Origin of the sequence: Streptococcus sp. 1032, from assembly GCF_013277015.1 — a bacterium.
Classification (GTDB): Bacteria; Bacillota; Bacilli; order Lactobacillales; family Streptococcaceae; genus Streptococcus.
The window spans coordinates 132,055-155,376 of sequence record NZ_VMMD01000013.1 but is presented as its reverse complement, the minus strand read 5'-3'; the positions used below and the strand labels follow the sequence as shown (position 1 = coordinate 155,376).

Below are 23,322 nucleotides of genomic sequence, written 5' to 3'. Positions count from 1 at the left end.
ATTGAAAGCCATTCAACTAGAGAAGAGTTCATGACAGACTATCGCCTCTATATCGAACTCTTACGTAATCTAGCAGATGAAGCAGGTTTGCCAAAAACTCTTGATACAGACTACTTGGCAGGTATCAAAACGCATGAATACTGTACCAATAACCAGCCTGACAACAACTCAGATCACATTGACCCCTATCCTTATCTTGCCAAATGGGGTATTAGCCGTGAGCAGTTTAAGCAGGATATTGAAAACGGCTTGACGATTGAAGCAGGATGGCAACAGAACGATACAGGCTATTGGTATGTACACTCAGACGGCTCTTATCCAAAAGATAAGTTTGAGAAAATCAACGGAACCTGGTATTACTTCGACGGCTCAGGCTACATGCTTGCGGATCGCTGGAAGCAGCACACTGACGGCAACTGGTACTACTTTGACAACTCAGGCGAAATGGCGATAGGCTGGAAGAAAATCGCTGAGAAGTGGTATTATTTCGACGTAGAGGGTGCCATGAAGACAGGTTGGGTCAAATACAAGGACACATGGTACTACCTAGACGCTAAAGAAGGCGCCATGGTATCAAATTCCTTTATCCAATCAGCTGATAAAAAAGGCTGGTACTACATTAAACCAGATGGAACACTGGCAGATAAGCCAGAATTCACAGTAGAGCCAGAAGGCTTGATTACAGTTAAATAAATAGAAAGGAAACTTTCTAAAATGTTCTTTCACCGCAGGCTCAGGCTTGCGGTTTTTTTGTTTGCTCTGAAATTGACTTGTTGACATCAACAAATAGTATTATAAAGTGCTTGGTTGCCAATTTTGTTGACGTTAACAAAATTAGAGTTTGTATTTCTATTTTGCAAAAACGCGCATTTTGAACGATTAGAAAGCAAAATTACAATCCTATTGTTCAAAAAATCGTTTTCTTGAAGAATAGGAATAGAAAATCGTGGTGTATTATTGTCAAAAACGGTGTTTTGTCAATAATAAAAACAGGGGGCAAAAAAGGGGCATAAGGTGTAAACTTTTGTATTTTTACGGTAAAAAATATATGTAGTTTATGACGTATAAACCCTTATTTTACAAGGGTTTGCACTCATGTAGTTTTATATAAAAGCTCTAAAATAGAATACCGTGGATTGAAATCATTCTACAACTTGAAAAAATAATCTCTTTATGAGATGAGGGGCTATAAAGCCTTTGAAATAAGCACTTTGGGGCGCTTTCCCTTAGTGCTTTTTCTAATTTTACTACCCTTTTAGTTACCCTTAACTGATTTAAGGTATAGTAAGAGGGTAGTCACTAAATATGACACCCTTTATAAATTATTGATGGCTGTTTCATAATTTGAGACAGCTTTTTTTGCGTTTTCTTGGTTTGTATGCCAGTAAACATTTTCAGTCACTAATAAGTTAGAGTGTCCCAATCTATATTGGACATCTTTAGGGCTAGTCTGAGCGTACAACATCATAGTGGTATGTGTATGTCGGAAGCCGTGGAATGATACATTCGTTACACCAGCGTTCTCAAAATGCTTATTTAGGCGTTTGCGTAGGTTGCAAGCATAAGCATATTTTTCTGTAAATACAGAGAATACGACCGTTTCAGTACGACCTAATTTCCAAGACTGAATTTGTTGACGATTCTTGTATTGTTTTAGTAAAAGCAAGGTGGCTTTGTCTATTGGTATATCACGATAACCAGCGTTTGATTTAGGTGAGTTTATTTCTTGATAGCGGTTTAGTGTCTTATTGATACTGATAACACCGTTTTCTAGGTCAATATCAGCCCATTCAAGAGCCAGCGCCTCACTAATACGGCAACCAGTGGCCAATAAAGTCTTATACAAGACAACATCAAATAGGTTTTCATAATTCGATTGATCCAGAGTATCTAAATAATTCAGAAACTGTTTTAATTCTTTGTTGTCTAAGTATTTTACAGTAGACTTTTCTTTTTGCTGTTTGCGTGGAACGATGACATCGTTAGCTGGATTGTATTGTATTACCTGGATAGCTACACCATATTTCAAAATACGCTTATTCATGTTGTGGAGTAAGGAGTAGTTAGCAAACGCCCCTTTTTCGCCCTTATTGGCTTTGTCAGCCCACTTATTTACTTGCTGTTGAAGAATAGGCGTGGTCAGCTTATCTAGCTTGTAATCGCCAAATACAGGCAATAAATGAACTCTAACCAATCCATCCATAGATTGACGAGTATTGGGTTTAACTGTATTCTTGTAACTATCCCACCAAACTTTTACCAGTTCTTTGTATGTTGTGATTGTTGGCTTGTCTTTAACTGTATAGCCGTTTGAAGCAAAAGCATTGACAGCCTCTCTTGCCTTTATTCTAATCCCCTTTTTAGTGTTGGCAGTTACTGTAGTTCTAGCCTTCTTTCCAGTAAGTTTATCAACTCCAAGATACACGCTTGAGCGGTATACGATAGTCCCGTTTTTCTTTTTGTATTCTGTAATATTCATGGTTTACTCCTTTTCCATCAGCAGGCAAGCAATTAGAAAAGATTTTGAGTTTATACCATGCGAGGGGCTACGAGAACCCCCTTATTTTCGATTTTAAGCAGTCGGACGGTAAATTGTACCAGAAAAACAAGGCGGATATGGGGCTTATATGGGCAATAGAAAAAGTGTACCAACATCACAAGCCGATACACTGATTTTCTTTTGTAAAATATAAAAGCCCTTAACTGATAGCTGGTTACCTACATAGGCAACTTACGAAAAATACGCAGACATATCAGAATTACAAGCGACTTTCTAATATCACTATATCGCTTTTTTTATTAAAAATCAACAATTTTGTCGCTTTTTTTGTACTTTTTTATTTTTATTTTGAAAATAAGTGTAGGCATTGACATTTATTTGCTGGGAAGTATTGGCAATATTGAACATTATGATCATGGATTTTTCTAAGTAGTTTGATATCTCCTAATCTTTCTTGGTTATAAGCTACAGACTTAAATATTCTAAATAAGTGATTTGAAAATACGTCAGCAATTTGGATTAGTGTATGTTGTGAAGAATCGAAAAACTGGACGTTTATATCTGGGATTTTATTTAATTCAGCACAAAGTTTAGTTTGTAAGTATTCTTCTAAAGCTTTAAGGTTTTCAACTGCTTTATTTCTGTCGTCTAAATCTAAATATATATGCTCATAATTTTCTATCAGTTTATTTACTTGCAGAAACATAATATAGTTAAACGTTATATTTGGCTTTTTCCGAAGATGTTCCTCGGCATTGTGATTATCAAATACAATGAAGTTAAATCGGATATCTGTTTTTTTCATCAATTCCGTAAAAATATAGTCTTTGAAATCAAGTGGCATTTGTGACCCTTTGATTTCTTTTTTTATATCCAATTCTAGTTCAGGATGGTGTTTTAAGTAGTTTACCTTTGCTTTCCTAAAAACTCTTTTTACTTTGTTGGGGTCATTCGTTTGGCAACCAGCAACTATAAAAAATCGATTATTAAGCTTATCGCTAGTGGTAATGCTACCAGATTCGTCAAAGTTAAATCTCAAATGATTCTCCTTTCTATTTGTCAATTTCGCTTATTTTTGCGCTTTAGTCTGTAAAATTGGCTTTCTATTCTTCAATTTCCCCTGTTTTTGCACGATAGATATTGAAAAAAGGGGGAGTATTCATGATTGTTGGATATTGTGGTTCATTGGTTTAGAATCCTTTTTCCCAAGGTTCTTTTTTATTGGCTATTTTTACTTTTTCAGCCATATCAGAAACCAGATTCTTTATTATCTTTTTATCTTCCTTAGGGAGTATTCCATAATTTAGTAATAACTCTTCTTCATCAGTATATGAAAGCTGATTTACTGCAGATAAGAATGAAATAAGATTAGAGTAATCAGGATCATCATAACCAGTCACATATTGCCTTTCAAGTTCTTCCATTAAGTCATCACCAAGGATAGAGCATATCCTAGCTCTAACTAAATTATATGGATCATCAGGATTGATTTTGTTGAGATGAAAGTTTGCTTCTTGGCTATCTCTATACTCGCTATACCCTAACAGATAACTAACACTAACTCCGAATATATCTGCTAGTAGCTGGGCTTTATCTTGCTTAAGGGAAACATCCTCAGCGTTTTCCCATCTAGATATTGTTAGCTTTTTTACACCTATTTCATCGGCCAATTCTTTTTGTGTTTTCCCTTGTTCTTGTCTAAGTAGTTTAATACGATTTTTCATAAATATTATTACCTCATTGTGATTATATCATAAAATAAAAAAATATCAAAAAAGATAACAATAAATATCATTTGTTGCTTGACAAGTATCATTTATGATGTTACAATCTAGATAAAAGTTATCAATTATGATAACTGTAGAAAGGAGGAACTTCATTGCTTATTACCTCAACACAAGCAAAAGCAATCCGCCGAAAGCAAGCAGATAAGAAATTGACTGCAAAGCAAGCAGGCGAAGAAATCGGAGTTACACAAGTTACCTATCGAAAAATCCGAGACGGTGGCGAAGTAAAGCCTAGCATTTATCAAAAGGCCATGCAGTGGCTTGCTGAAGATTATTAGAAAGGAGCGACCCAATCGCAATACTACTTTACATTTACAAGTTTCTCATGTGGTGCTTTACCACTGGGGATTGACAACAAAAAAAGTCACTTGCTGAACGTTTGGCGACTGAAGCAAGCGACTGGATCAAGAATATAGATATTTTTTCTATACCTTGATTATAACAAAAATCAACTATTCAATCAATAACAACTAATGGTAGGCAAGCAATTAGAAAAGGTTTTGAAAAGCATAGAGCGCCAACTCTTAAAACTGGTACTTTCTCACGCTTTCAATTTGGCGACTCTGAGCGTGAGGATATCCTGTATAAGAAACAACTCAAAAAGCCCCACGCTCTCAAAGTTTGGCCACTCTGAGCGTGAGGAACTTCATTGCAAGAAAAACTGTATAAGAAACAACCGTTAAAAATCCCCACACTCGCCTTCGCCCAATTTTGAGTGTGAGGATATCCTGTATAGTAAACGACAATAAAAAGGCCATCAGGTCAATTACACAACATAGAAACAGAGGTAAAAAACATGGACACATTTTTAAAAGATTTTGGAAATGAGTTGCAACTCATTGAGGAAAAACTGGAAATTTTATCAGAGTGGCATAAGTCTAAGAATCATATTGGAGCAACGGAAATTGCTGAAGATTGTAATTCAGTAATCAGTCAGCTATGGGTAAAGTTTTATAAATTATCTGAATCGTACAAGAAGCAAGAAGCGAGCCATAAAGAGTTTTTCAATGCGAATGTTGAGAACTTACTTGGAGAATTAAAAAAATATGACGATGAATGCGTAAACAGATACGGTAAAGCCCCTGACTGGTTGCTATTCAATTTCTTAGACCAAGTTGTAAAAGAGAATAATCTAAGCAATGGTATCATTCACAAGACCGCTTCAACATGGACATATTTACGGGATTTAGTAATTGATGATTTAGAGAAAAGAGGGCTATTAAAATGACACTAGACCTAGACAACATGACACAAGCAGAATTTGATGAAGCAATTGCTGAAATCAAGGATAGAAATCCGAACCTCTTTCAGTTCATCACTGATTTTTTAGATAGAAAGGTAACACCCGAAGAGGTGGACGAGTTTTTGAAGATGGAGCGAACTGATCAAGTGGAATTTATCAAGAATTATCAAGCGAGGGCATAACATGAATGAACTAGATTTGACCAATACACAGGCGGTTATCTTTCTGGTGGTGCTGATTGGCTTACTGCTTTATTTAAACCATCGAGACCGCAAAAAAAGCGCCCAATATGAGCGAGAAAACCAACAGAGGATAGAAACACCTAGCACTGATTTAAGCCCTGATTATGGGCGTTATATTCAGCTTGCAGGTAAGATTCATAACTAGAAAGGAGTGTAATATGCAACTATTATCAAGAGAAGCAGAACTTGAATTACTGGAGAAAGTGGGAAATCACTTAGAGAAAAGGCTTGAGCTTGAAAAACAGCATAATGACGGCTGGGACTTAATTTCTAGGCCTGATTTACTAGATAAGTTAGGGATCAGTGGAACTACGTTAAACAACTGGGAAAAGCACGGTTTAAGACCGTATCAGTCGCCTTTTGAGAACAGTAAGAAGATTTATTACCGCAAGACCGATATATACAATTTTCTTGCAGTAGATTAGGAGGCAGAGAATGGCTAGGTATAACACACACCCAGCACAAGGCGGAGGTCATTATCATGACGTTAAAGTGTATAAAAACCGTGGTAGAACATTAGCTCAAACCAAAGAGGAAAAGCGATTGAAGAAATTGAGAAAGAAACGAAGAAAAGGAGGATGAAATGACAATTTATGAGGCTAAAGGATTTCAAAATAACCTTGTCTATCCATTTGATAAGATTGAGCCATTCGAGTATATTGAGCGTTTTAAGCCTCTGGTAGTCCCTGAAGGGGTAAATATTGAAGACTTCAAACGTACACAAGCCCCGTACTGTATCAGTGGGAAAGTGACACCAGAAAAGAATGGTAGTTACAAGCGAAACAACTCCAGTCTAATCTATCGGGATTTGATTTTCCTTGATTATGACGATATACAGGGGGCGTCTGAGGGCTTTATAAAGGCTGTTTCTAGCGCTTTATTTGGCTACTCTTATATCTTATACCCGACTATTAAACATAGCTTAGAAAAGCCCCGTTTTCGCCTTGTAGTGAAGCCTGACAACGTGATGAATGAGGCAACCTATAAGCAGGTAGTGAAAGAGATTGCTGACAAGATTGGGCTACCCTTTGATATGGCCAGCCTTACATGGTCACAACTCCAAGGGCTACCAGTAACAACAGGCGACCCAGCAAGTTATCAAAAGATTGTGGAGCATGGACTTGATTATCCAGTACCACAGACAACGGCTGAACCAGTCAAACAGAATACTACAAGCCTTCCATACACTCCAAGACCAAGCGGTCAGAAATCTATGACCATGAGGATCATTGACACGCTTTTCAACGGATTTGGAGACGAGGGAGGGCGAAACGTAGCGCTGACACGCTTTGTAGGCTTACTCTTTAATAAGTGGGTTGATTGTGACTTAGAGACCGCCTACGAGCTGACAAAGATAGCTAATAGCGTGACGGTTGAACCATTGCCTATTGAAGAGCTAGACCGCACTTTTAGCAGTATAGCACGGGCTGAATATAGAAAGAGAGGTTAGAACCATAGAACTAGAAGAATTAGCAAACCTAAAAAGTGAAATTTTGGAGGTCAGAGAGCAAGAACAACCTCCAAAAACAATGTGGGAACTTTATAGTAGGATTTGGGAACTTGGAGATCAATGGCGTAAAGAAAACTCCTATATCGTCAATGAAGGAAAGAAAAATGAGAGAGTAGAGATTCCAGTGCCTAGCGTCGCAATAGTAGCCAAAGCGTTACAGGAAATTTGCCATTTTACCTTTATAGGTGAGGGAGCAATAAGTGATATTAGTAAGTTATATCTTTACCACTTGGATTTAGGCCATTATGTATCAAGTAACGACATTTTCCGAAAATTGCTTTTAAAATATGACTCACGTTTGACCTCTAACAAGTTCTTCACGGAACTTATATCTTTTATCCGTACAGAAACAAAAATGAAAAAACCGCTGGACGATTATCGATATATTCCAGTAGCGAATGGAGTTTATAATATTAAAACTCATAGACTAGAGGAATTTAGTCCTAATTTTGTCATTACCAGTAAGATACAAACGGAGTACAATCCTAACGCTAGAAAACCGATTTTAGACGGTTGGTTTGATTTTGATAGATGGTTAGAGACATTAGCAGTTAATGATAAAGAAGTTGTAGCTTTATTGTGGCAAGTCATAAACGAGGCTATCAATCCCAACCGAACACGTAAGAAAATGGTGCTAATGGTTGGAGATGGGAATAATGGGAAGGGTACTTTCCAAGCCTTGCTGGAGAATTTAATAGGACGGTCAAATATTAGTAATTTGAAACCTGACCAATTCGGGAAAGAGTTCTATTTGGGCGCTTTGGAAGGAAAGGTTTGTAATATTGGAGATGATATTTCTAACAAGTACCTGGATGAAGTTTCTGACCTTATGAGTGTAATTAGTGGAGATCCAGTACAGGTCAATAAAAAAAGCTTGCAACCCGTGGAAGCACGTTTCAGACTATTGTGTATCTTTTCGGGTAATGATTTGCCCAGAGCTAGAAATAAGACCATGGGGTGGTATAGACGGCTTTGTATCATTCCTTTCCGTGCAGATTTTAACGGTCAGAAAGAACGTCATGAAATCAAAGACCGATTTATAAAGAACAAAGAGCTACTAGAGTGGGTTTTGTTTAAAGTTTTAAATATGCCAGATTTTGATAGCTTTATAGAACCTAAAGCGGTACAAGAAATGCTTAGCAAGTACAAAAACGATAACGATTATATCAAAGTTTGGGTAGAGAATTTCTACATACCAAACGGGTGGCACAAAATAAACCACGTTCCAATGTTCATAGCAAGAAACAAACTAAAAGAATTTGCTGAAGATATTGGGATAGATAAACCTAAACTTGGACAATTTGGCAATGCAGTAATGACCGAATTGGAAAAAACAACGTCATATAAGTACTCAGCTAAAAATGGAACGGTTAGCCCTAAGTTTTATGAAGTACTTGACCCACAAGGTTTTCAACGTAAAAGATTTGTCAAAGGGGTATGGGGAATACACTTAGAAAATGAAGATTTAGGTTAGGAAATTTAATACTAAAAAACCAATTACATCAAGGGTTATAGCAATTTAGGTTATGCAAAAAATAGAAACATAACCTAAATGTTAACCTTTGTAAACGTTGATATAAAAGTCTTTGCGAGTATTTGGGTTAGTAGGTTAGTTTTTATTTCTAATATCTTTATATAAAAAAATATATATAAACGTGTTATACAGGCGCGAACTTGGAAAGTAAAACTAACCCTAATCTAATACCCTTGAAACGCTTATATAATAGGCTTTTAAAGGGTTATTTTTTAAACCTAATCAAAACCTAATCTGAGAGAAAAAGGAGCAAACCAGATGGTGATGAACATTGGTCAAAGAGTGACTAGACTGGAAGAAACCGTTGAGCGGATCAGTGAGGTGCTAGGTGGCTTGATTGAAAATGCGAGCTGTAACGCTATAGTAAACAATAAAAACATTGAACTGATTCAGGAGAGTTTTGAGACCGTCTTTAAAGAGATTGATGAACTAAAAGCAGTAGCTGACAAACGCTAAAACATTAAAACAAAATGGGGTAGATAGTACCGACCCCCTTTTAATGGTGTAACTACTAGTGACACCATTAAAACAGAAAGAGGAAAACAACATGGATGATTTTCATGATTTGCTACAAAAAGGGTTTATTTTATACCAAAAAAGTGGTAGAATAGGAGTAGAATCCCCCCCAACTTTTGGGAGTGTGACCTTGCATTTTCAAGATGGTAGATTTTCCCACTTGGTGCGAACTGAAACAAAGAAATAGAGTCTATCGGAACAACCGAGGGCACTGAATAAGCTAAATGGCTTTTCGGTGTCCTTTTTTGTTTTGGCGAAAGGAGAATGGATATGAGTTTAGGAAGTAAAGTAAAACGTCTTGAAGGAATTCAAAAGAATAAAAATCGTGAAAAGGTTGTGTTTATCAATAGTGGGGATTTTAAGGATTCAACAGAATGCGATGAATACATTGCTAGGCTTACAGAAGAGTATAAAGCGCAATATATCAATCCTATTTTCTTTATCGATGATGTGAGCATTTAAACTAACAGGAGGTAGAAAGCTATTGCAAAATTAAAACCAAAACAAGAATACTTTTTGATGGCTTTGATTAGTGAACCAAGCATTACAAAAGCTATTGAAAAATCTGGAATCGCCAAAAATACGGCGTATAGGTATCTTAGAGATAGGAATTTTTTTAGCGAATATCAAAAGCTAAGACAAGACATGATAGGACGAACGACAAGCCTATTATTACAGGCCAGTGGACGTGCAGTTGAAGTCTTGTACGAGGTGGCAGATGATCCAGAAAAAAGCCCCTACGCAAGGGTACAGGCAGCTAAAACAATATTAGAAATGGCATACCGTGGCATGGAATTAGAAGACTTGCAAACACGGATAGAAAAATTAGAAAGAGGAATGGAACTATGAAAATTAAATTATTTTATTATTATCGCTGGGACTCTACTGCACTAGAAGACTTTGAGAAAGAGGTCAACGACTTCATGGCAACTGTCCAAGTGGTAGACGTGAAATATTCAGAGGCTACTAACAACACAGAAGCAATCACTGGTGTAATGGTGCTATATAAGTAAGTAGAAGGAGCTGAATAGATGAAGAGAAGCACAGTATTAGCCAAAACAGAATCACTAAAAGGGGCTATTTATAACCTTTCTGGGAAAATGGACGAAATTCGCAATAACAATTATTTGAGTATAGACGGTAAGACGTATGAGTTAGAAGAATTGAAATATAAGTGGGAAAACTGGTATGGGGCTTACTACAATGAGTTGAAAGCATTATCAGATGGTTTATTAGAAAAAGTAGAAGGTAAACGTGCTGAGGATGAAGTTAAAAAATTAACTGACTACGGCTATCAAGCGGCCCTACAAAATGCTTTAAAGCTATTGGAAAAAGAAGCGCTAGAAGTTTCAACTGCTAAAGCGTTGATAGACCACTACAAGGATGATTGGACAGCTTTGTCACTTATTAGAAGTACCGTGGGGGATATCTGGGGAGATGGTAATCCTAAAAATGCTGAAATCGCCCAATATATTCCAATTGATAACCGTGAGCGTACTAAAGATTTGTTGGCTAAGTTTAGCCGTGGGGTTGATGAAATCAATTACCAGCGCTTGATGGATGATGATAAATTTGTAAAACAACGAGTAGATGGATTGATTTTATTCTTAAACTCAGATTTTTTAGATGAAAATATGGAAGCACAATAAAATCTTACGAGGGGGAGCAATCCCCTTTTTTAGATAAGTCAGACAGAATTACACACGAGGTAGGAGAATGGTTAGAAGTTTAAAGATAAGACTGCAAAGATTGGAAGAACACACTATTAAAGATATAACACCGATTGTATGGCTGACCTTTCTTGAGAATGGGGAATATGAAGTAAGAGTTCCAGAATATGGGAAAGGCAATAAAGAAGTAGTAACGACCTTTAAGAGTGAGAAAGAGGCTTGTAATTACATAGAAACCACAGTAGGGGCTTGTATTGTTTGGGATATACCACCACAATAAAGGAGCGCTAAAATGACCACTGATGAAGTAGAAAAGAAGCTAAAAAGCTATCGTAATAATCTCTTGTTGATTGAATATTAGAAGAGGAAAGTTTATAATGAGGTTAAAGTTAAGGAGGTTCTATCTAAAACGGTGCAAGAGATGGCTTTTGACACTAAGCGAAGGATTTTTGAAGTGGAGGTAGTGGATTGAAACCAAAATATTTAGAACATATCTTGTTTGAACCATTGAAAAAAGCGACAGATGAACAGGTTGCTTTTTTAGGGAACGCAATTTTCTTTAGTCAAGCATTCTTAGAAAAAAATCATCCGCAAATATTAGAGGAATTTTCTAAAGATTATCCACCAGTTTTTACAAGTGAGCGCTCTAAAAGATGGATTCATCGTTTTAGGAGTGATTTCTATAATTCTAGTAGATCAAACAATAATACTCCACTTGATGAATTTATCGTCAGAGCAAAGAGAAAGATGCCTGACTATGCACGTAAAGAATATGAAGAATATCTATCAACAAACGCCTAGAACAATCTAAGCGCTAAAGAGTAGTGGGTGGTGTTTTGTTGAGAAATATTGAGAATTAAGTTAGCAGATATGGAAAAGTATGTACATATTCCACCAGAACGGAGAGTTAGAAGTGTATAAGTAGGCTGAGGCTTCATATTTGCCCCCCTATTTTGCTCTGTTTCGTACTGGACGATTAAAAACACCATGGATAAACTAAAAGCCCTTAGAAACGAATCTAGGGGCTTTTGTGGTTGAAAAGTGTTAGAAAAGGTGTATAATATAGATAAAGAATAGAAGTAGAGAAATATCGGGAACTACGCACCCTTGGGGTATCTGAAAAGCGGGGAATTCCCGTCCCGCCTATTCCAGCACCTAGAGAAATCTAAGTGCTTTTTTGATATGAGTTATTTTCTACGTGATATAATGAACCTATCAGCAATAAAAAAGCACGTTTGACCGTGCTAGTTCCTTGCCTGCTGAACTCATCATTTTAAGTTCCTTTTTGTTACCCTTTAAGTTATCTCAACTTATTTGAATTTAATAGTTTTTGAGAAAATCAAGTTAGATATTGAGTAGGCTTAGGCCTATTTTTTAGTATCTAATAATAGGAAGATAACTTGAAAAAATAAAATAGTTCAGTGAACTATTTTATCTCGAACCTTGAAATTTAAAAGTTCGGCCGTTGATTTAACAACGTTTCTAGCCCCTCGGATTTTTTCCGAAGGGCTATTTTTGTATTTGAGAGACAAAACTTTTGAAAAAATCTTTTTCATAACTTTATCCAGTACATTGATTGCTTCATCTTTCATGTTCTTTGTGACGTGGGTGTAGATGGAAGTAGTGACTTCAGAGTCGGAATGACCAACCCTGTCCATGATTGTTTTTAGCGGAATTTTATTTTCAGCTAAAATGCTAATAGTTGTATGTCTGAAGATGTGAGGGGACAGATGTTTGGGGATTGGTTTTTTAAGGCGTTCGTTTGTTCGATGGAGAGATTTACTTAGAATAGAACTATGGATTGGCCTACCAGTGTTTGTGACGAATATACGAGTGCTTTTGTACCAATTTAGGTCAGTATTTTCACTGAGCTGGTTCAGTTCAATCATTTTGTCTAGTATCTCAATTTCTCTTTTAGTTAAGTGGGTAGTTCGAAATCTTGCAAAAGTCTTAGTACCGTCATCATCTGGAATGTATCGGTTGAATGTTGTGTGGATGTCTAATGTCTTGCTATCTTTGTGATATTTGTCTGACGTAAGAGCAGCTAATATCTCCAAACAATTTAGGAGGATAGAAGTTTGATTAGTAGCTGACTAGTCCTTGTGTTATCTTGCTATATCGTACAGAAATATTTCTATGTACATGGTTCTAATACCTATATTTTTGACAATAATATAAGAAAATAGTATACTAAATAGACAGTCATTTATTGTAGTGATAACGGTTAGGAGAAAATAGTGTTAAAACGTATTTTAAATATAGCATTAGCTTATGTCGGTGTTGTTATTGGTGCTGGATTATCTTCCGGCCAAGATTTAATGCAATACTTTGTTAGTTTTGGTAAATGGGGTATCATTGGAACGATTGTTCTTGGAATCATAAGTATTATTTTTGGTAAAATTATCATTACCTTAGGAAGCTATTTCCGTTCAAATGATCATTTTGAAGTTCTTTCCCAAATTGCCGGGCCTATTACTAATAAGATTCTTGATTTTGCTTTAATTGTTTCCTGCTTTGTAATTGGTTTTGTTATGATTGCTGGGGCTGGTTCAAACCTTAACCAACAATTTGGTTTGCCATTTTGGTTGGGAGGATTGATTTGTGCTATCTTGGTCATTATTGTCAGTTTTCTTAATTTTGAAAAGATTACCAGCGTTCTTGGGATATTTACTCCTTTGGTCTTTGTCATGATTATCATTATGGCAGTCCATACGTTCGTAGGGAAAAGTTTTGATTTTGAAGAATTAGAAGCAATCACAGCTACACTTTCTTCTCCGATGCCCAATGTCTGGGTTTCTTTACTAAATTATTTCGCACTAACTGTTATGACTGGTGTATCCATGGCATTTGTCTTAGGAGGTTCTGTCATGAGAATTGGTGTTGCGGAAAAAAGTGGTCTCTTAGGTGGACTTGTAGTTAGTTTAATTATTACTGTAGCAACTGGTATTTTATACGCCAATATAAAACTTGTTTCAACTGTTGATATTCCTATGTTAACAATTGCGGAGCAGATTCATCCTCTATTTTCTTTGCTGTATGCTCTAATTATTTTTGGACTTATTTTTAATACAGCTTTCAGTTTATTTTATGCCTTGGCAAAACGTTTCTCTTCAAATAAACCTAAGCGCTTTTACCCTATTCTAATTGCTACGGTCGCTATAGGATATGGTTTATCTTTTATGGGATTTAAAGAATTAGTCTCCATTATGTATCCTCTTTTAGGTTATGTCGGTTGTCTAATGCTGGTCATTTTAGCAGTGGCATGGATAAAAGAAAGAGGAAACATCAAAGGGGAAAAATCTTTAAGACGAAAGATGATTCGATTGATAACCAAAAAATATGACGATGAACAAGAATATACTATTAGAGATAAAGCGACATTTCACCAACTAGGTGAAGATTCTATTATAGATACTAAGAGTATCAAAAGTGATATAAAGGATTTGGTAAAAGAACAGTTTGTTGATGATAATACAGAGCATAATGAAAATGTCTTATCTTAAATGATAATAAAACTGGCAAAATCTTTAAAATCAGAAAAGTGCATGTTATCAGGTGTCAAAAACACTTGATAAGATGCCTTTTATTATAGAGATATTCATCCTCTTCAAAAATTTCTTCAAACCATGTCAGTCTAATCTACAAATTCAAAACAGTGTCTTGAGCTAACCCGTTAGTTTGATCTGTAACCTCAAAGTCCTGCTTTAAGCAAGCTGTAGCTAGCTTTCTAGTTTGCTATTTGATTTTAATTGAGTATTATTTCATATTCTCTTAAAAATTGAGTTTTTTCCATCCTTAGCTGAACTGACTTTTGAAGTATTTTCATTTTCAGATTAGTAGACAATGAACATTAACTCGTCTATCTGCTAGTAGCTAGTCAGACAAAGACTGACTTATGTATGGGGAAAATCTGCTTTCAAGTGAGCTTTATCTTTATCCGGAACTAGAAAATAGCAATAATATCTACAAACTATATTCCATCGTGGGGAGGAGAGAGACTAGTTTGGATGATTAAGAACAACCTACTAGTAAAAAATAGATCATTTTTTAATATGAGATAAAAACTGATATTAAAAGCAATTTATTTCTATTTTTTAACATTTCATTGTATAATAGCAATATATGCAAATATCATGTGTCATCAGGTTAATACTCTTAGAAAATCTTTTTAAACTACGTCAGGCTAATATACAGACTCAAAACAGTGTCGTGAGTAGTCTACGGCTAGTTCCCTAGTTTACGCCTTGATTTTCATCGAGAATAACCTTTCTATTTCGATTTTAAGGAGAAAATACAGAGTGAAAAAAATAATGCTAATTATCAATCCAACTTCTGGAGGAGAAAAAGCTTTAGATTACAAAGAGAAGCTGGAGAATAAAGCAAGAGAGTATTTTGATGATGTGGAAACTAAAATTACTCAAAAAGCCAAAGATGCTACAAATTTCGCAGAAGAAGCTGCTAGAGAAAGATATGAATCAATTCTAGTTTTTGGTGGAGATGGTACAGTCAATGAAGTTATTTCAGGGATTGCTGAAAGGGACTATATTCCTAAACTGGGAATTATACCAGGTGGTACTGGTAACCTGATTACAAAACTTTTAGAAATCAATCAAGATATTGACGGAGCTATTGAAGAACTAGATTTCAATTTAACTGATAAGATTGATATCGGAAAAGCAAATGGTCACTATTTTGGATATATCTTTAGTATCGGGTCTCTCCCTGAAGCCATTCATAATGTTGAAATTGAAGATAAAACGAAATTTGGTATCTTGGCTTATGCAGTTAATACCATGAAGTCTGTCATGACAGATCAAGTATTTAACATTAAAGTTGAAACCGAAAATGGAAATTACCTTGGGGAAGCAAGTCATGTTTTAGTACTTCTAACAAATTATTTTGCCGATAAAAAAATCTTTGAAGAAAACAAGGATGGATATGCAAATATTCTAATTTTGAAAGATGCTTCTATATTCTCTAAATTATCTTTGATTCCGGATTTGTTAAAAGGAGATCTTGTAGAGAATGAAAATATTGAATATATAAAGGCACGTACTATTAAAATTTCTTCTGATATCGAATTAGAGTCGGATGTTGATGGCGATAAATCAGATAATCTACCAGTCGACATCAAGGTACTAGGACAACACATTGAAGTGTATTCCGTACCTAAGAAACAATCATAAAACTCAAAGCCTTGTTACCGAGGCTTTTTTCATTATGTGATTTTCAGTAGGCAGATTTATTCTATCTATAATACAAGTAAAATTCAGTATTTAAGATCTAGCAGATTTAGCAAATGATGAATAAAAGAAAGGATGGCCTAAATATTTTAACAGATTTACGAGGCTAATCATGGTATAATAAAAGGCAATGAAAAATTCCAACGAGGCTGAGATGAAATTACTTTATACTGATATTCGGACTTCTTTGACAGAGGTTCTAACTAGAGAGGCAGAAGAGCTAGTTGCTACGGGCAAGCGGGTCTTTTACATCGCCCCCAACTCTCTTTCTTTTGAAAAGGAACGATCTGTACTGGAATGTTTACCCCAGCAGGCTTCTTTTGCGATTACCGTCACGCGCTTTACTCAAATGGCTCGTTATCTGGTCTTGAATGATTTACCAGCTAAAACTACTCTTGATGATATCGGTCTTGGGATGGCTTTTTATAAGTGTCTTGCGGCACTCGATCCCAAGGATTTACGTGTTTATGGTGCGATTAAGCAGGATCCTCAGTTTATCCAGCAGTTGATTGAGCTTTACCACGAGATGAGCAAAGCTCAGATGACTTTTTTGGACTTGGAGAATTTGACGGATGAGGATAAGAGAGCCGATTTACTCTTGATTTTTGAGAAAGTAACGGCCTATCTCAATCAAGGCCAGTTAGCTCAGGGAAGTCAGTTATCCCATTTGATTGAGGCTATTGAGAATGACAAAGTTAGTAGTGATTTTACTCAAATCGCCTTGGTTATTGATGGATTTACCCGTTTTTCTGCTGAGGAGGAGCGGATTGTGGACTTAGTTTATGCTAAGGGTGTTGAGATTGTTATTGGGGCTTATGCTAGTAAGAAAGCCTATACTAGCCCATTCGCCGAAGGCAATCTCTACCAAGCCAGTGTGGAGTTTCTCCATCATCTAGCTTCTAAATACCAAACGCCTGCTCAAGACCGTTCTCAGACTCATGAGAAGATGGATAGTTTTGACAAGGTCTCTCGTTTATTGGAATCGTCCTATGACTTTTCAGAACTTTCCTTGGAAATTGATGATAAGGACCGTGAAAACTTACAAATCTGGTCTTGCTTGACGCAAAAGGAAGAGTTGGAGCTAGTAGCCCGTAGCATTCGTCAGAAATTGCATGAGAACTCAGACCTGAGCTACAAGCATTTTCGTATTCTCTTGGGGGATGTAGCTTCTTATCAGTTATCTCTAAAAACGATTTTTGACCAGTATCAGATTCCTTTCTATCTAGGCAAAAGCGAATCCATGGCGCACCACCCTTTGACACAGTTTGTTGAGTCTATTTTAGCTTTAAAACGCTATCGTTTCCGTCAAGAAGATTTGATAAATCTTCTCAGAACAGGTTTGTATACTGATCTTAGCCAAGCGGATATTGATGCTTTTGAGCAATATATCCGTTATCTTGGTATCAATGGCTTGCAAGCCTTTCAGCAAACCTTTACCAAATCCCACCATGGAAAATTTAATCTGGAACGTTTAAATGCTCTTCGTCTGCGTGTTTTAACACCTCTTGAAACTCTCTTTGCCAGTCGAAAACAGAAGGCTGAAAATCTCTTGCAAAAGTGGAACTCTTTTCTAAAAGAAGGATCTGTGACCAAGCAGTTACAAGATTTGACAGCCACTATGGAAGCTGTAGAACAGGAAAGACAAGCCGAAGTTTGGAAGGCTTTCTGTCATGTTTTAGAACAATTTGCGACTGTTTTTGCTGGTTCACAGGTTAGTCTAGAGGACTTCCTAGCCTTGCTTTATTCTGGGATGAGTCTATCTCAGTATCGCACCATTCCAGCAACAGTGGACACCGTTCTGGTGCAGAGTTACGATTTGATTGCGCCCTTAACGGCTGACTTTGTCTATGCCATTGGGCTGACTCAGGACAATTTACCAAAAATCGCGCAAAATACCAGTCTTTTGACAGATGAAGAAAGGCAAAACCTAAACCAAGCGACAGAAGAGGGGAGTCAATTGCTGATTGCCAGCAGTGAAAATCTCAAGAAAAATCGCTATACTATGCTTTCCTTAGTCAATTCTGCTCGTAAGCAGTTGGTCTTGTCAGCTCCAAGCCTTTTTAACGAAAGTGAAAGCAAGGAATCTGCCTATCTTCAAGAACTGGTCCATTTTGGATTTAGCAGGAAAGAGAAGAGGATGAATCACAAAAGGTTGTCTAAGGAAGATATGGGGTCATATCACAGTCTTTTGTCCAGTCTGGTTGCCTATCACCAGCAGGGCCAGACGAGTGATACTGAGCAAGATTTGACCTTTGTCAAGGTTCTGGCGCGTGTCATGGGTAAAAAACTAGACAAGCAAGGTTTGGAAAATCCAGCCCTTCCAACCAGTCCAAGCAGTAAGCAGTTGACCAAGGATACCTTGCAAGCTCTCTATCCTACTGATCAGGAGTTTTACCTGTCTACCTCTGGTTTGACGGAGTTTTATCGCAATGAATACAGTTATTTTCTTCGCTACGTTTTAGGCTTGCAAGAAGAATTACGCCTGCGTCCTGATGCCCGCAGTCACGGAAATTTCTTACACCGCATTTTTGAACGTACCTTGCAGTTGCCTAACGAAGATTCCTTTGACAAACGTCTAGAACAGGCTATTCAAGAAACCAGTCAAGAGCGGGAATTTGAGGCTATTTATCAGGAAAGTTTGGAAGCCCAGTTTACCAAGGAAGTTTTGCTTGATGTTGCACGGACAACTGGACATATTCTCCGACACAATCCAGCCATCGAAATCATCAAAGAGGAAGCGAATTTCGGTGGGAAAGAGCAAGCCTTTATTCAATTGGACAATGGACGCAGTGTCTTTGTACGAGGTAAGGTTGACCGCATTGACCGTTTGAAAGCTGATGGGGCGATAGGAGTGGTAGACTACAAATCCAGTCTTACTCAGTTCCAGTTTCCTCATTTCTTTAATGGACTCAATTCCCAGTTACCAACCTATCTAGCTGCCCTAAAAAGAGAAGGGGAGCAGAACTTTTTCGGAGCCATGTACTTGGAAATGGCTGAACCAGTCCAATCTCTGATGGCCGTTAAAAATCTGGCAGGAGCAGTTGCGGAAGCCAGCAAGTCTATGAAATACCAAGGCCTCTTTTTGGAAAAAGAAAGCAGTCATTTGGGCGAATTTTACAATAAAAACAAGGCTAACCAGTTGACGGATGAGGAATTCCAGCTCCTACTGGACTACAATGCCCATCTTTACAAGAAAGCAGCTGAGAAGATTTTAGCAGGCCAATTCGCCATCAATCCCTATACTGAAAATGGCAGAAGTATTGCTCCATATGTTCAGCAACATCAAGCCATCACCGGATTTGAAGCTAATTACCACTTGGGTCAAGCCCGTTTCCTAGAAAAGTTAGATTTAGCTGACGACAAGCGTCTGGTCGGAGAAAAACTCAAGCAAGCTTGGTTTGAAAAAATAAGAGAGGAGTTGAATCGATGAAGCCTATTCCCTTTTTAACTGAGGAGGAAATTCAAAAACTGCAAGAAGCAGAAGCGCATTCGGGTAAGGAACAGAAGAAAACTGCCGAGCAAATTGAAGCCATCTACACTTCTGGTCAGAATATCCTCGTTTCAGCGTCTGCTGGTTCTGGGAAGACCTTTGTCATGGCGGAGCGTATTCTGGATCAGTTAGCGCGTGGTGTGGAAATCAGTCAACTCTTTATCTCCACCTTTACTGTCAAGGCTGCGACCGAACTCAAAGAACGTTTAGAGAAAAAAATCAGCAAGCAAATCCAAGAAAGCAGCGATGTCGACCTCAAACAACACTTGGGTCGCCAGTTGGCAGACCTACCCAATGCTGCCATCGGAACCATGGACTCTTTCACACAAAAATTCCTTGGTAAACATGGCTATCTGATTGATATTGCACCTAATTTCCGTATTTTACAAAACCAAAGCGAGCAACTCCTTCTAAAAAATGAAGTCTTTCATGAGGTCTTTGAAGCCCATTACCAAGGCAAACAGAAAGAGAAGTTTAGTCATTTGCTGAAAAACTTTGCTGGACGTGGCAAGGATGAACGGGGGCTGCGCCAGCAAGTCTATAAAATTTATGACTTCCTCCAATCAACCAGCAACCCTCAAAAGTGGCTGAGTGAATCTTTCCTCAAAGGTTTTGAAGAGGCTGATTTTACCAGTGAAAAAGAAAAACTGACTGAGCAAATCCAGCAAGCCCTTTGGGACTTGGAAAGTTTCTTCCGTTATCATCTGGATAATGATGCCAAGGAGTTTCCTAAGGCTCCCTATTTAGAAAATGTCCAGTTGATTCTGGATGAAATTAGTTCCTTGAATCAAGAGTCCGATAGTCAGGCTTATCAAACGGCGCTTGCGCGTGTTGTCGCAATTTCGAAAGAGAAAAACGGCCGAGCTCTGACTAATGCCAGCCGTAAGGCTGATTTGAAGCCGCTGGTCGATGCCTACAACGAAGAGAGAAAGACCCAGTTTGCTAAACTAGGACAACTGTCAGACCAGATAACCATTCTCGACTATCAAGAACGTTATCATGGAGAGACCTGGGAACTAGCTAAGACTTTCCAAACTTTCATGAGTGATTTTGTGGAAGCTTATCGTCAGCGTAAGCGCCAGGAAAACGCCTTTGAATTCGCTGATATTAGCCATTATACCATTGAGATTTTGGAGAATTTTCCGCAAGTCCGTGAGGCTTATCAGGAGCGCTTCCATGAAGTCATGGTAGACGAGTATCAAGATACCAACCATATTCAAGAACGGATGCTGGAATTACTTTCTAATGGCCACAACCGCTTTATGGTGGGAGATATCAAGCAATCTATCTATCGTTTCCGTCAGGCAGACCCGCAGATTTTCAATGAAAAGTTCCAACGCTATGCGCAAAATCCAAAAGAGGGCAAGCTCATTCTCCTCAAGGAAAATTTCCGTAGTAGTTCCGAAGTGCTATCAGCAACCAATGATGTTTTTGAATGCCTTATGGATCAAGAGGTCGGTGAAATCAACTATGATAACATGCACCAGCTTGTTTTTGCCAATACCAAACTAACTCCTAACCCTGAGAACAAGGCAGAATTTCTCCTCTACGACAAGGACGACACAAATGAGGAAGAAGAAAGCCCGGCAGGAACGAAACTAACAGGTGAAATGCGCTTAGTTATCAAGGAGATTCTGAAACTTCATCAGGAGAAAGGTGTTTCCTTTAAAGAAATTGCCCTTTTGACCTCCAGCCGCAGTCGTAATGACCAGATTCTTCTCGCCCTGTCTGAGTACGGGATTCCTGTTAAAACTGACGGAGAGCAAAACAATTATCTCCAATCCCTAGAAGTACAAGTCATGCTAGACACCCTTCGTGTCATTCACAATCCCCTGCAAGACTACGCTTTGGTTGCCCTTATGAAGTCTCCAATGTTTGGTTTTGATGAGGATGAGTTAGCACGTTTGTCCCTTCAGAAAGCAGAGGATAAAATCCAAGAAAATCTCTATGAGAAACTGGTCAATGCTCAAAAAATGGTAACAAGCCAGAAAAAATTGATCCACACAGCTCTAGCTGAGAAACTAAACCAATTCATGGAAATCTTGGCTTCTTGGCGCCTGTATGCCAAAACGCACTCTCTCTATGACTTGATTTGGAAAATTTATAACGACCGTTTTTATTATGATTACGTTGGGGCTTTGCCAAATGGGCCTGCTAGACAAGCTAATCTCTATGCCCTAGCACTGCGAGCTGACCAGTTTGAAAAGAGCAATTTCAAGGGCTTGTCACGTTTTATTAGCATGATTGACAAGGTCCTAGAAGCCCAGCACGATCTTGCAAGTGTGGCAGTCGCACCGCCCAAGGATGCTGTAGAACTCATGACCATCCACAAGAGTAAAGGACTGGAGTTTCCTTACGTCTTTATCCTCAATATGGATCAAGATTTCAACAAGCAAGACTCTATGTCAGAGGTCATTCTCAGCCGTAAAAATGGACTTGGTGTCAAATATATTGCCAAAATGGAGACAGGAGCAGTGGAAGATCACTATCCTAAAACCATCAAACTCTCCATTCCTAGCCTGACCTATAGGCAGAATGAAGAAGAATTGCAGCTGGCAAGCTATTCAGAACAGATGCGTCTGCTGTATGTTGCCATGACGCGGGCTGAGAAAAAGCTCTATCTTGTCGGCAAGGGTTCTCGTGAAAAGCTGGAAGCCAAGGAATACCCAGCAGCTAAAAATGGGAAACTAAATAGCAACACTAGACTTCAAGCCAAGAATTTTCAAGATTGGATCTGGGCTATCAGCAAAGTATTTTCTAAGGACACTCTCAACTTTAGTTATCGTTTCGTTGGTGAAAATCAGCTGACTAGAGAATCTATCGGAGAGTTGGAAAACAAAAGCCCTCTCCAAGATAGCTCCCAAGCAGACAATCGTCAGTCAGAAACCATTAAAGAAGCTCTTGAAATGCTGAAAGAAGTGGAAGTTTATAATACTCTTCACCGTGCAGCCATTGAACTTCCTAGTGTTCAAACTCCAAGTCAAATCAAGAAATTCTACGAACCAGTTATGGATATGGAAGGTGTCGAAATTGCTGGTCAAGGCCAGTCAGTAGACAAGAAAATTAGCTTTAATTTGCCAGATTTTTCAACCAAAGAAAAGGTAACTGGAGCTGAGATTGGTAGTGCTACCCACGAACTCATGCAGAGAATGGATCTCAGCCAACGACCAACGCTTGCTAGCCTGACAGAAACTCTCAAACAAGTTCAAACCAGACCAGCTGTCAGAGACAAGATCAAGCTTGCTAAAATTCTTGCATTCTTTGACACAGCACTCGGTCAGGAAATTCTTGCTAATACCGATCATCTTTATCGCGAGCAACCCTTCTCCATGCTCAAACGAGACCAAAAGAGTCAGGAAGACTTTGTTGTCCGTGGTATCCTTGATGGATATCTGCTTTACGAAGACAAAATTGTTCTGTTCGACTATAAGACAGACCGCTATGATGATCCAAGTCAACTCATAGACCGCTATCGTGGTCAGCTAGCCCTATACGGAGAGGCTTTATCTCGAGCCTATTCGATTGAAAATATTGAAAAATACTTGATTTTACTAGGTAAAGACGATGTTCAAGTTGTAAAAGTATAA

At 37.9% G+C, this 23,322-nt stretch carries 24 protein-coding genes and 1 pseudogene; 21 read left to right on the top strand and 4 right to left on the bottom strand.

The features are described 5' to 3' along the window. Positions 1 to 693: N-acetylmuramoyl-L-alanine amidase family protein (locus HT711_RS04180; protein ID WP_173235020.1), on the top strand; the 693-nt coding region annotated here is incomplete at its 5' end. A gap of 622 nt (positions 694 to 1,315) precedes the next feature. On the opposite strand, the gene HT711_RS04175 is transcribed toward HT711_RS04180, so the two are convergent. The 3 genes from HT711_RS04175 to HT711_RS04165 form a co-directional block, all read right to left on the bottom strand. Beyond that, complete coding sequence (locus tag HT711_RS04175) at positions 1,316 to 2,479, bottom strand: site-specific integrase (RefSeq protein WP_173235018.1); 1,164 nt, start codon at positions 2,477 to 2,479, stop codon at positions 1,316 to 1,318. Positions 2,480 to 2,843: 364 nt separating this feature from the next. Next, positions 2,844 to 3,539 carry a DUF3800 domain-containing protein gene (locus HT711_RS04170; RefSeq protein WP_173235016.1) on the bottom strand — a complete coding sequence of 232 codons (696 nt, stop codon included), beginning with the start codon at positions 3,537 to 3,539 and terminating at the stop codon, positions 2,844 to 2,846. A gap of 151 nt (positions 3,540 to 3,690) precedes the next feature. After that, positions 3,691 to 4,224: a helix-turn-helix transcriptional regulator gene (locus HT711_RS04165; RefSeq protein ID WP_042900705.1), complete on the bottom strand. Its 534-nt coding sequence runs from the start codon at positions 4,222 to 4,224 to the stop codon at positions 3,691 to 3,693. 155 nt (positions 4,225 to 4,379) lie between these two features. On the opposite strand from HT711_RS04165, the gene HT711_RS04160 reads away from it, so the two are divergent. The 16 genes from HT711_RS04160 to HT711_RS04085 all read left to right on the top strand — a co-directional run bounded on the left by HT711_RS04160 (position 4,380) and on the right by HT711_RS04085 (position 11,803). Next, a complete protein-coding gene (locus HT711_RS04160; protein WP_000909283.1) occupies positions 4,380 to 4,565 on the top strand; it encodes a hypothetical protein in 186 nt (61 codons plus the stop codon). A gap of 518 nt (positions 4,566 to 5,083) precedes the next feature. Further along, complete coding sequence (locus HT711_RS04155) at positions 5,084 to 5,515, top strand: hypothetical protein (RefSeq protein ID WP_173235014.1); 432 nt, start codon at positions 5,084 to 5,086, stop codon at positions 5,513 to 5,515. Then, positions 5,512 to 5,712: a hypothetical protein gene (locus HT711_RS04150; protein ID WP_173249766.1), complete on the top strand. Its 201-nt coding sequence runs from the start codon at positions 5,512 to 5,514 to the stop codon at positions 5,710 to 5,712. Before HT711_RS04155 ends, HT711_RS04150 begins: the two co-directional genes overlap by 4 nt. Position 5,713: 1 nt before the next feature. After that, positions 5,714 to 5,917, top strand: a complete 204-nt coding sequence (locus tag HT711_RS04145) for a hypothetical protein (RefSeq protein WP_173249765.1) — start codon at positions 5,714 to 5,716, stop codon at positions 5,915 to 5,917. A gap of 13 nt (positions 5,918 to 5,930) precedes the next feature. Beyond that, positions 5,931 to 6,197: a DNA-binding protein gene (locus tag HT711_RS04140; protein ID WP_173249764.1), complete on the top strand. Its 267-nt coding sequence runs from the start codon at positions 5,931 to 5,933 to the stop codon at positions 6,195 to 6,197. Between the two features lie 10 nt (positions 6,198 to 6,207). After that, the gene (locus tag HT711_RS04135) at positions 6,208 to 6,354 is read left to right on the top strand and encodes a hypothetical protein (RefSeq protein WP_173249763.1); all 147 of its coding nucleotides are present in this window, start codon (positions 6,208 to 6,210) and stop codon (positions 6,352 to 6,354) included. 1 nt (position 6,355) lies between these two features. Then, entirely contained in the window at positions 6,356 to 7,222 is an 867-nt protein-coding gene (locus tag HT711_RS04130; protein WP_173249762.1) for a primase alpha helix C-terminal domain-containing protein, read from the top strand. A gap of 79 nt (positions 7,223 to 7,301) precedes the next feature. Next, the gene (locus HT711_RS04125; RefSeq protein WP_173249770.1) at positions 7,302 to 8,756 is read left to right on the top strand and encodes a DNA primase family protein; all 1,455 of its coding nucleotides are present in this window, start codon (positions 7,302 to 7,304) and stop codon (positions 8,754 to 8,756) included. A 318-nt stretch (positions 8,757 to 9,074) separates the two neighbouring features. Further along, entirely contained in the window at positions 9,075 to 9,272 is a 198-nt protein-coding gene (locus HT711_RS04120; RefSeq protein WP_125422189.1) for a hypothetical protein, read from the top strand. A 91-nt stretch (positions 9,273 to 9,363) separates the two neighbouring features. After that, positions 9,364 to 9,519, top strand: coding sequence for a hypothetical protein (locus HT711_RS04115; protein WP_173235006.1), 156 nt, complete (start codon positions 9,364 to 9,366; stop codon positions 9,517 to 9,519). 83 nt (positions 9,520 to 9,602) lie between these two features. Beyond that, entirely contained in the window at positions 9,603 to 9,794 is a 192-nt protein-coding gene (locus HT711_RS04110; protein ID WP_000052052.1) for a hypothetical protein, read from the top strand. A gap of 57 nt (positions 9,795 to 9,851) precedes the next feature. Then, complete coding sequence (locus tag HT711_RS04105; RefSeq protein WP_173235005.1) at positions 9,852 to 10,181, top strand: phage replication protein; 330 nt, start codon at positions 9,852 to 9,854, stop codon at positions 10,179 to 10,181. Further along, positions 10,178 to 10,345, top strand: coding sequence for a hypothetical protein (locus HT711_RS04100; RefSeq protein ID WP_173235004.1), 168 nt, complete (start codon positions 10,178 to 10,180; stop codon positions 10,343 to 10,345). Before HT711_RS04105 ends, HT711_RS04100 begins: the two co-directional genes overlap by 4 nt. An 18-nt stretch (positions 10,346 to 10,363) precedes the next feature. Next, positions 10,364 to 10,981: a hypothetical protein gene (locus HT711_RS04095; RefSeq protein WP_173235003.1), complete on the top strand. Its 618-nt coding sequence runs from the start codon at positions 10,364 to 10,366 to the stop codon at positions 10,979 to 10,981. A 67-nt stretch (positions 10,982 to 11,048) separates the two neighbouring features. Continuing rightward, on the top strand, positions 11,049 to 11,282 hold the full coding sequence (locus tag HT711_RS04090; protein WP_173235002.1) for a hypothetical protein: 234 nt from the start codon (positions 11,049 to 11,051) through the stop codon (positions 11,280 to 11,282). Between the two features lie 188 nt (positions 11,283 to 11,470). Next, positions 11,471 to 11,803 (top strand): hypothetical protein, encoded by a 333-nt coding sequence (locus tag HT711_RS04085; protein ID WP_173235001.1) that lies wholly within the window; start codon positions 11,471 to 11,473, stop codon positions 11,801 to 11,803. 740 nt (positions 11,804 to 12,543) lie between these two features. On the opposite strand, the pseudogene HT711_RS11045 reads toward HT711_RS04085, so the two are convergent. Beyond that, a pseudogene (locus tag HT711_RS11045) lies at positions 12,544 to 12,891 on the bottom strand (tyrosine-type recombinase/integrase); the annotation flags it as partial. 348 nt (positions 12,892 to 13,239) lie between these two features. Here HT711_RS11045 and HT711_RS04075 point away from each other — a divergent pair. From HT711_RS04075 to addA, 4 genes are all read left to right on the top strand, one after another. After that, complete coding sequence (locus HT711_RS04075; RefSeq protein ID WP_173235000.1) at positions 13,240 to 14,505, top strand: hypothetical protein; 1,266 nt, start codon at positions 13,240 to 13,242, stop codon at positions 14,503 to 14,505. Positions 14,506 to 15,300: 795 nt separating this feature from the next. Continuing rightward, entirely contained in the window at positions 15,301 to 16,188 is an 888-nt protein-coding gene (locus tag HT711_RS04070) for a diacylglycerol kinase family protein (protein WP_050253051.1), read from the top strand. A gap of 211 nt (positions 16,189 to 16,399) precedes the next feature. Beyond that, the gene (gene rexB / locus HT711_RS04065) at positions 16,400 to 19,675 is read left to right on the top strand and encodes an ATP-dependent nuclease subunit B (RefSeq protein ID WP_173234999.1); all 3,276 of its coding nucleotides are present in this window, start codon (positions 16,400 to 16,402) and stop codon (positions 19,673 to 19,675) included. Next, a complete protein-coding gene (gene addA, locus HT711_RS04060; RefSeq protein ID WP_173234998.1) occupies positions 19,672 to 23,322 on the top strand; it encodes a helicase-exonuclease AddAB subunit AddA in 3,651 nt (1,216 codons plus the stop codon). Before rexB ends, addA begins: the two co-directional genes overlap by 4 nt.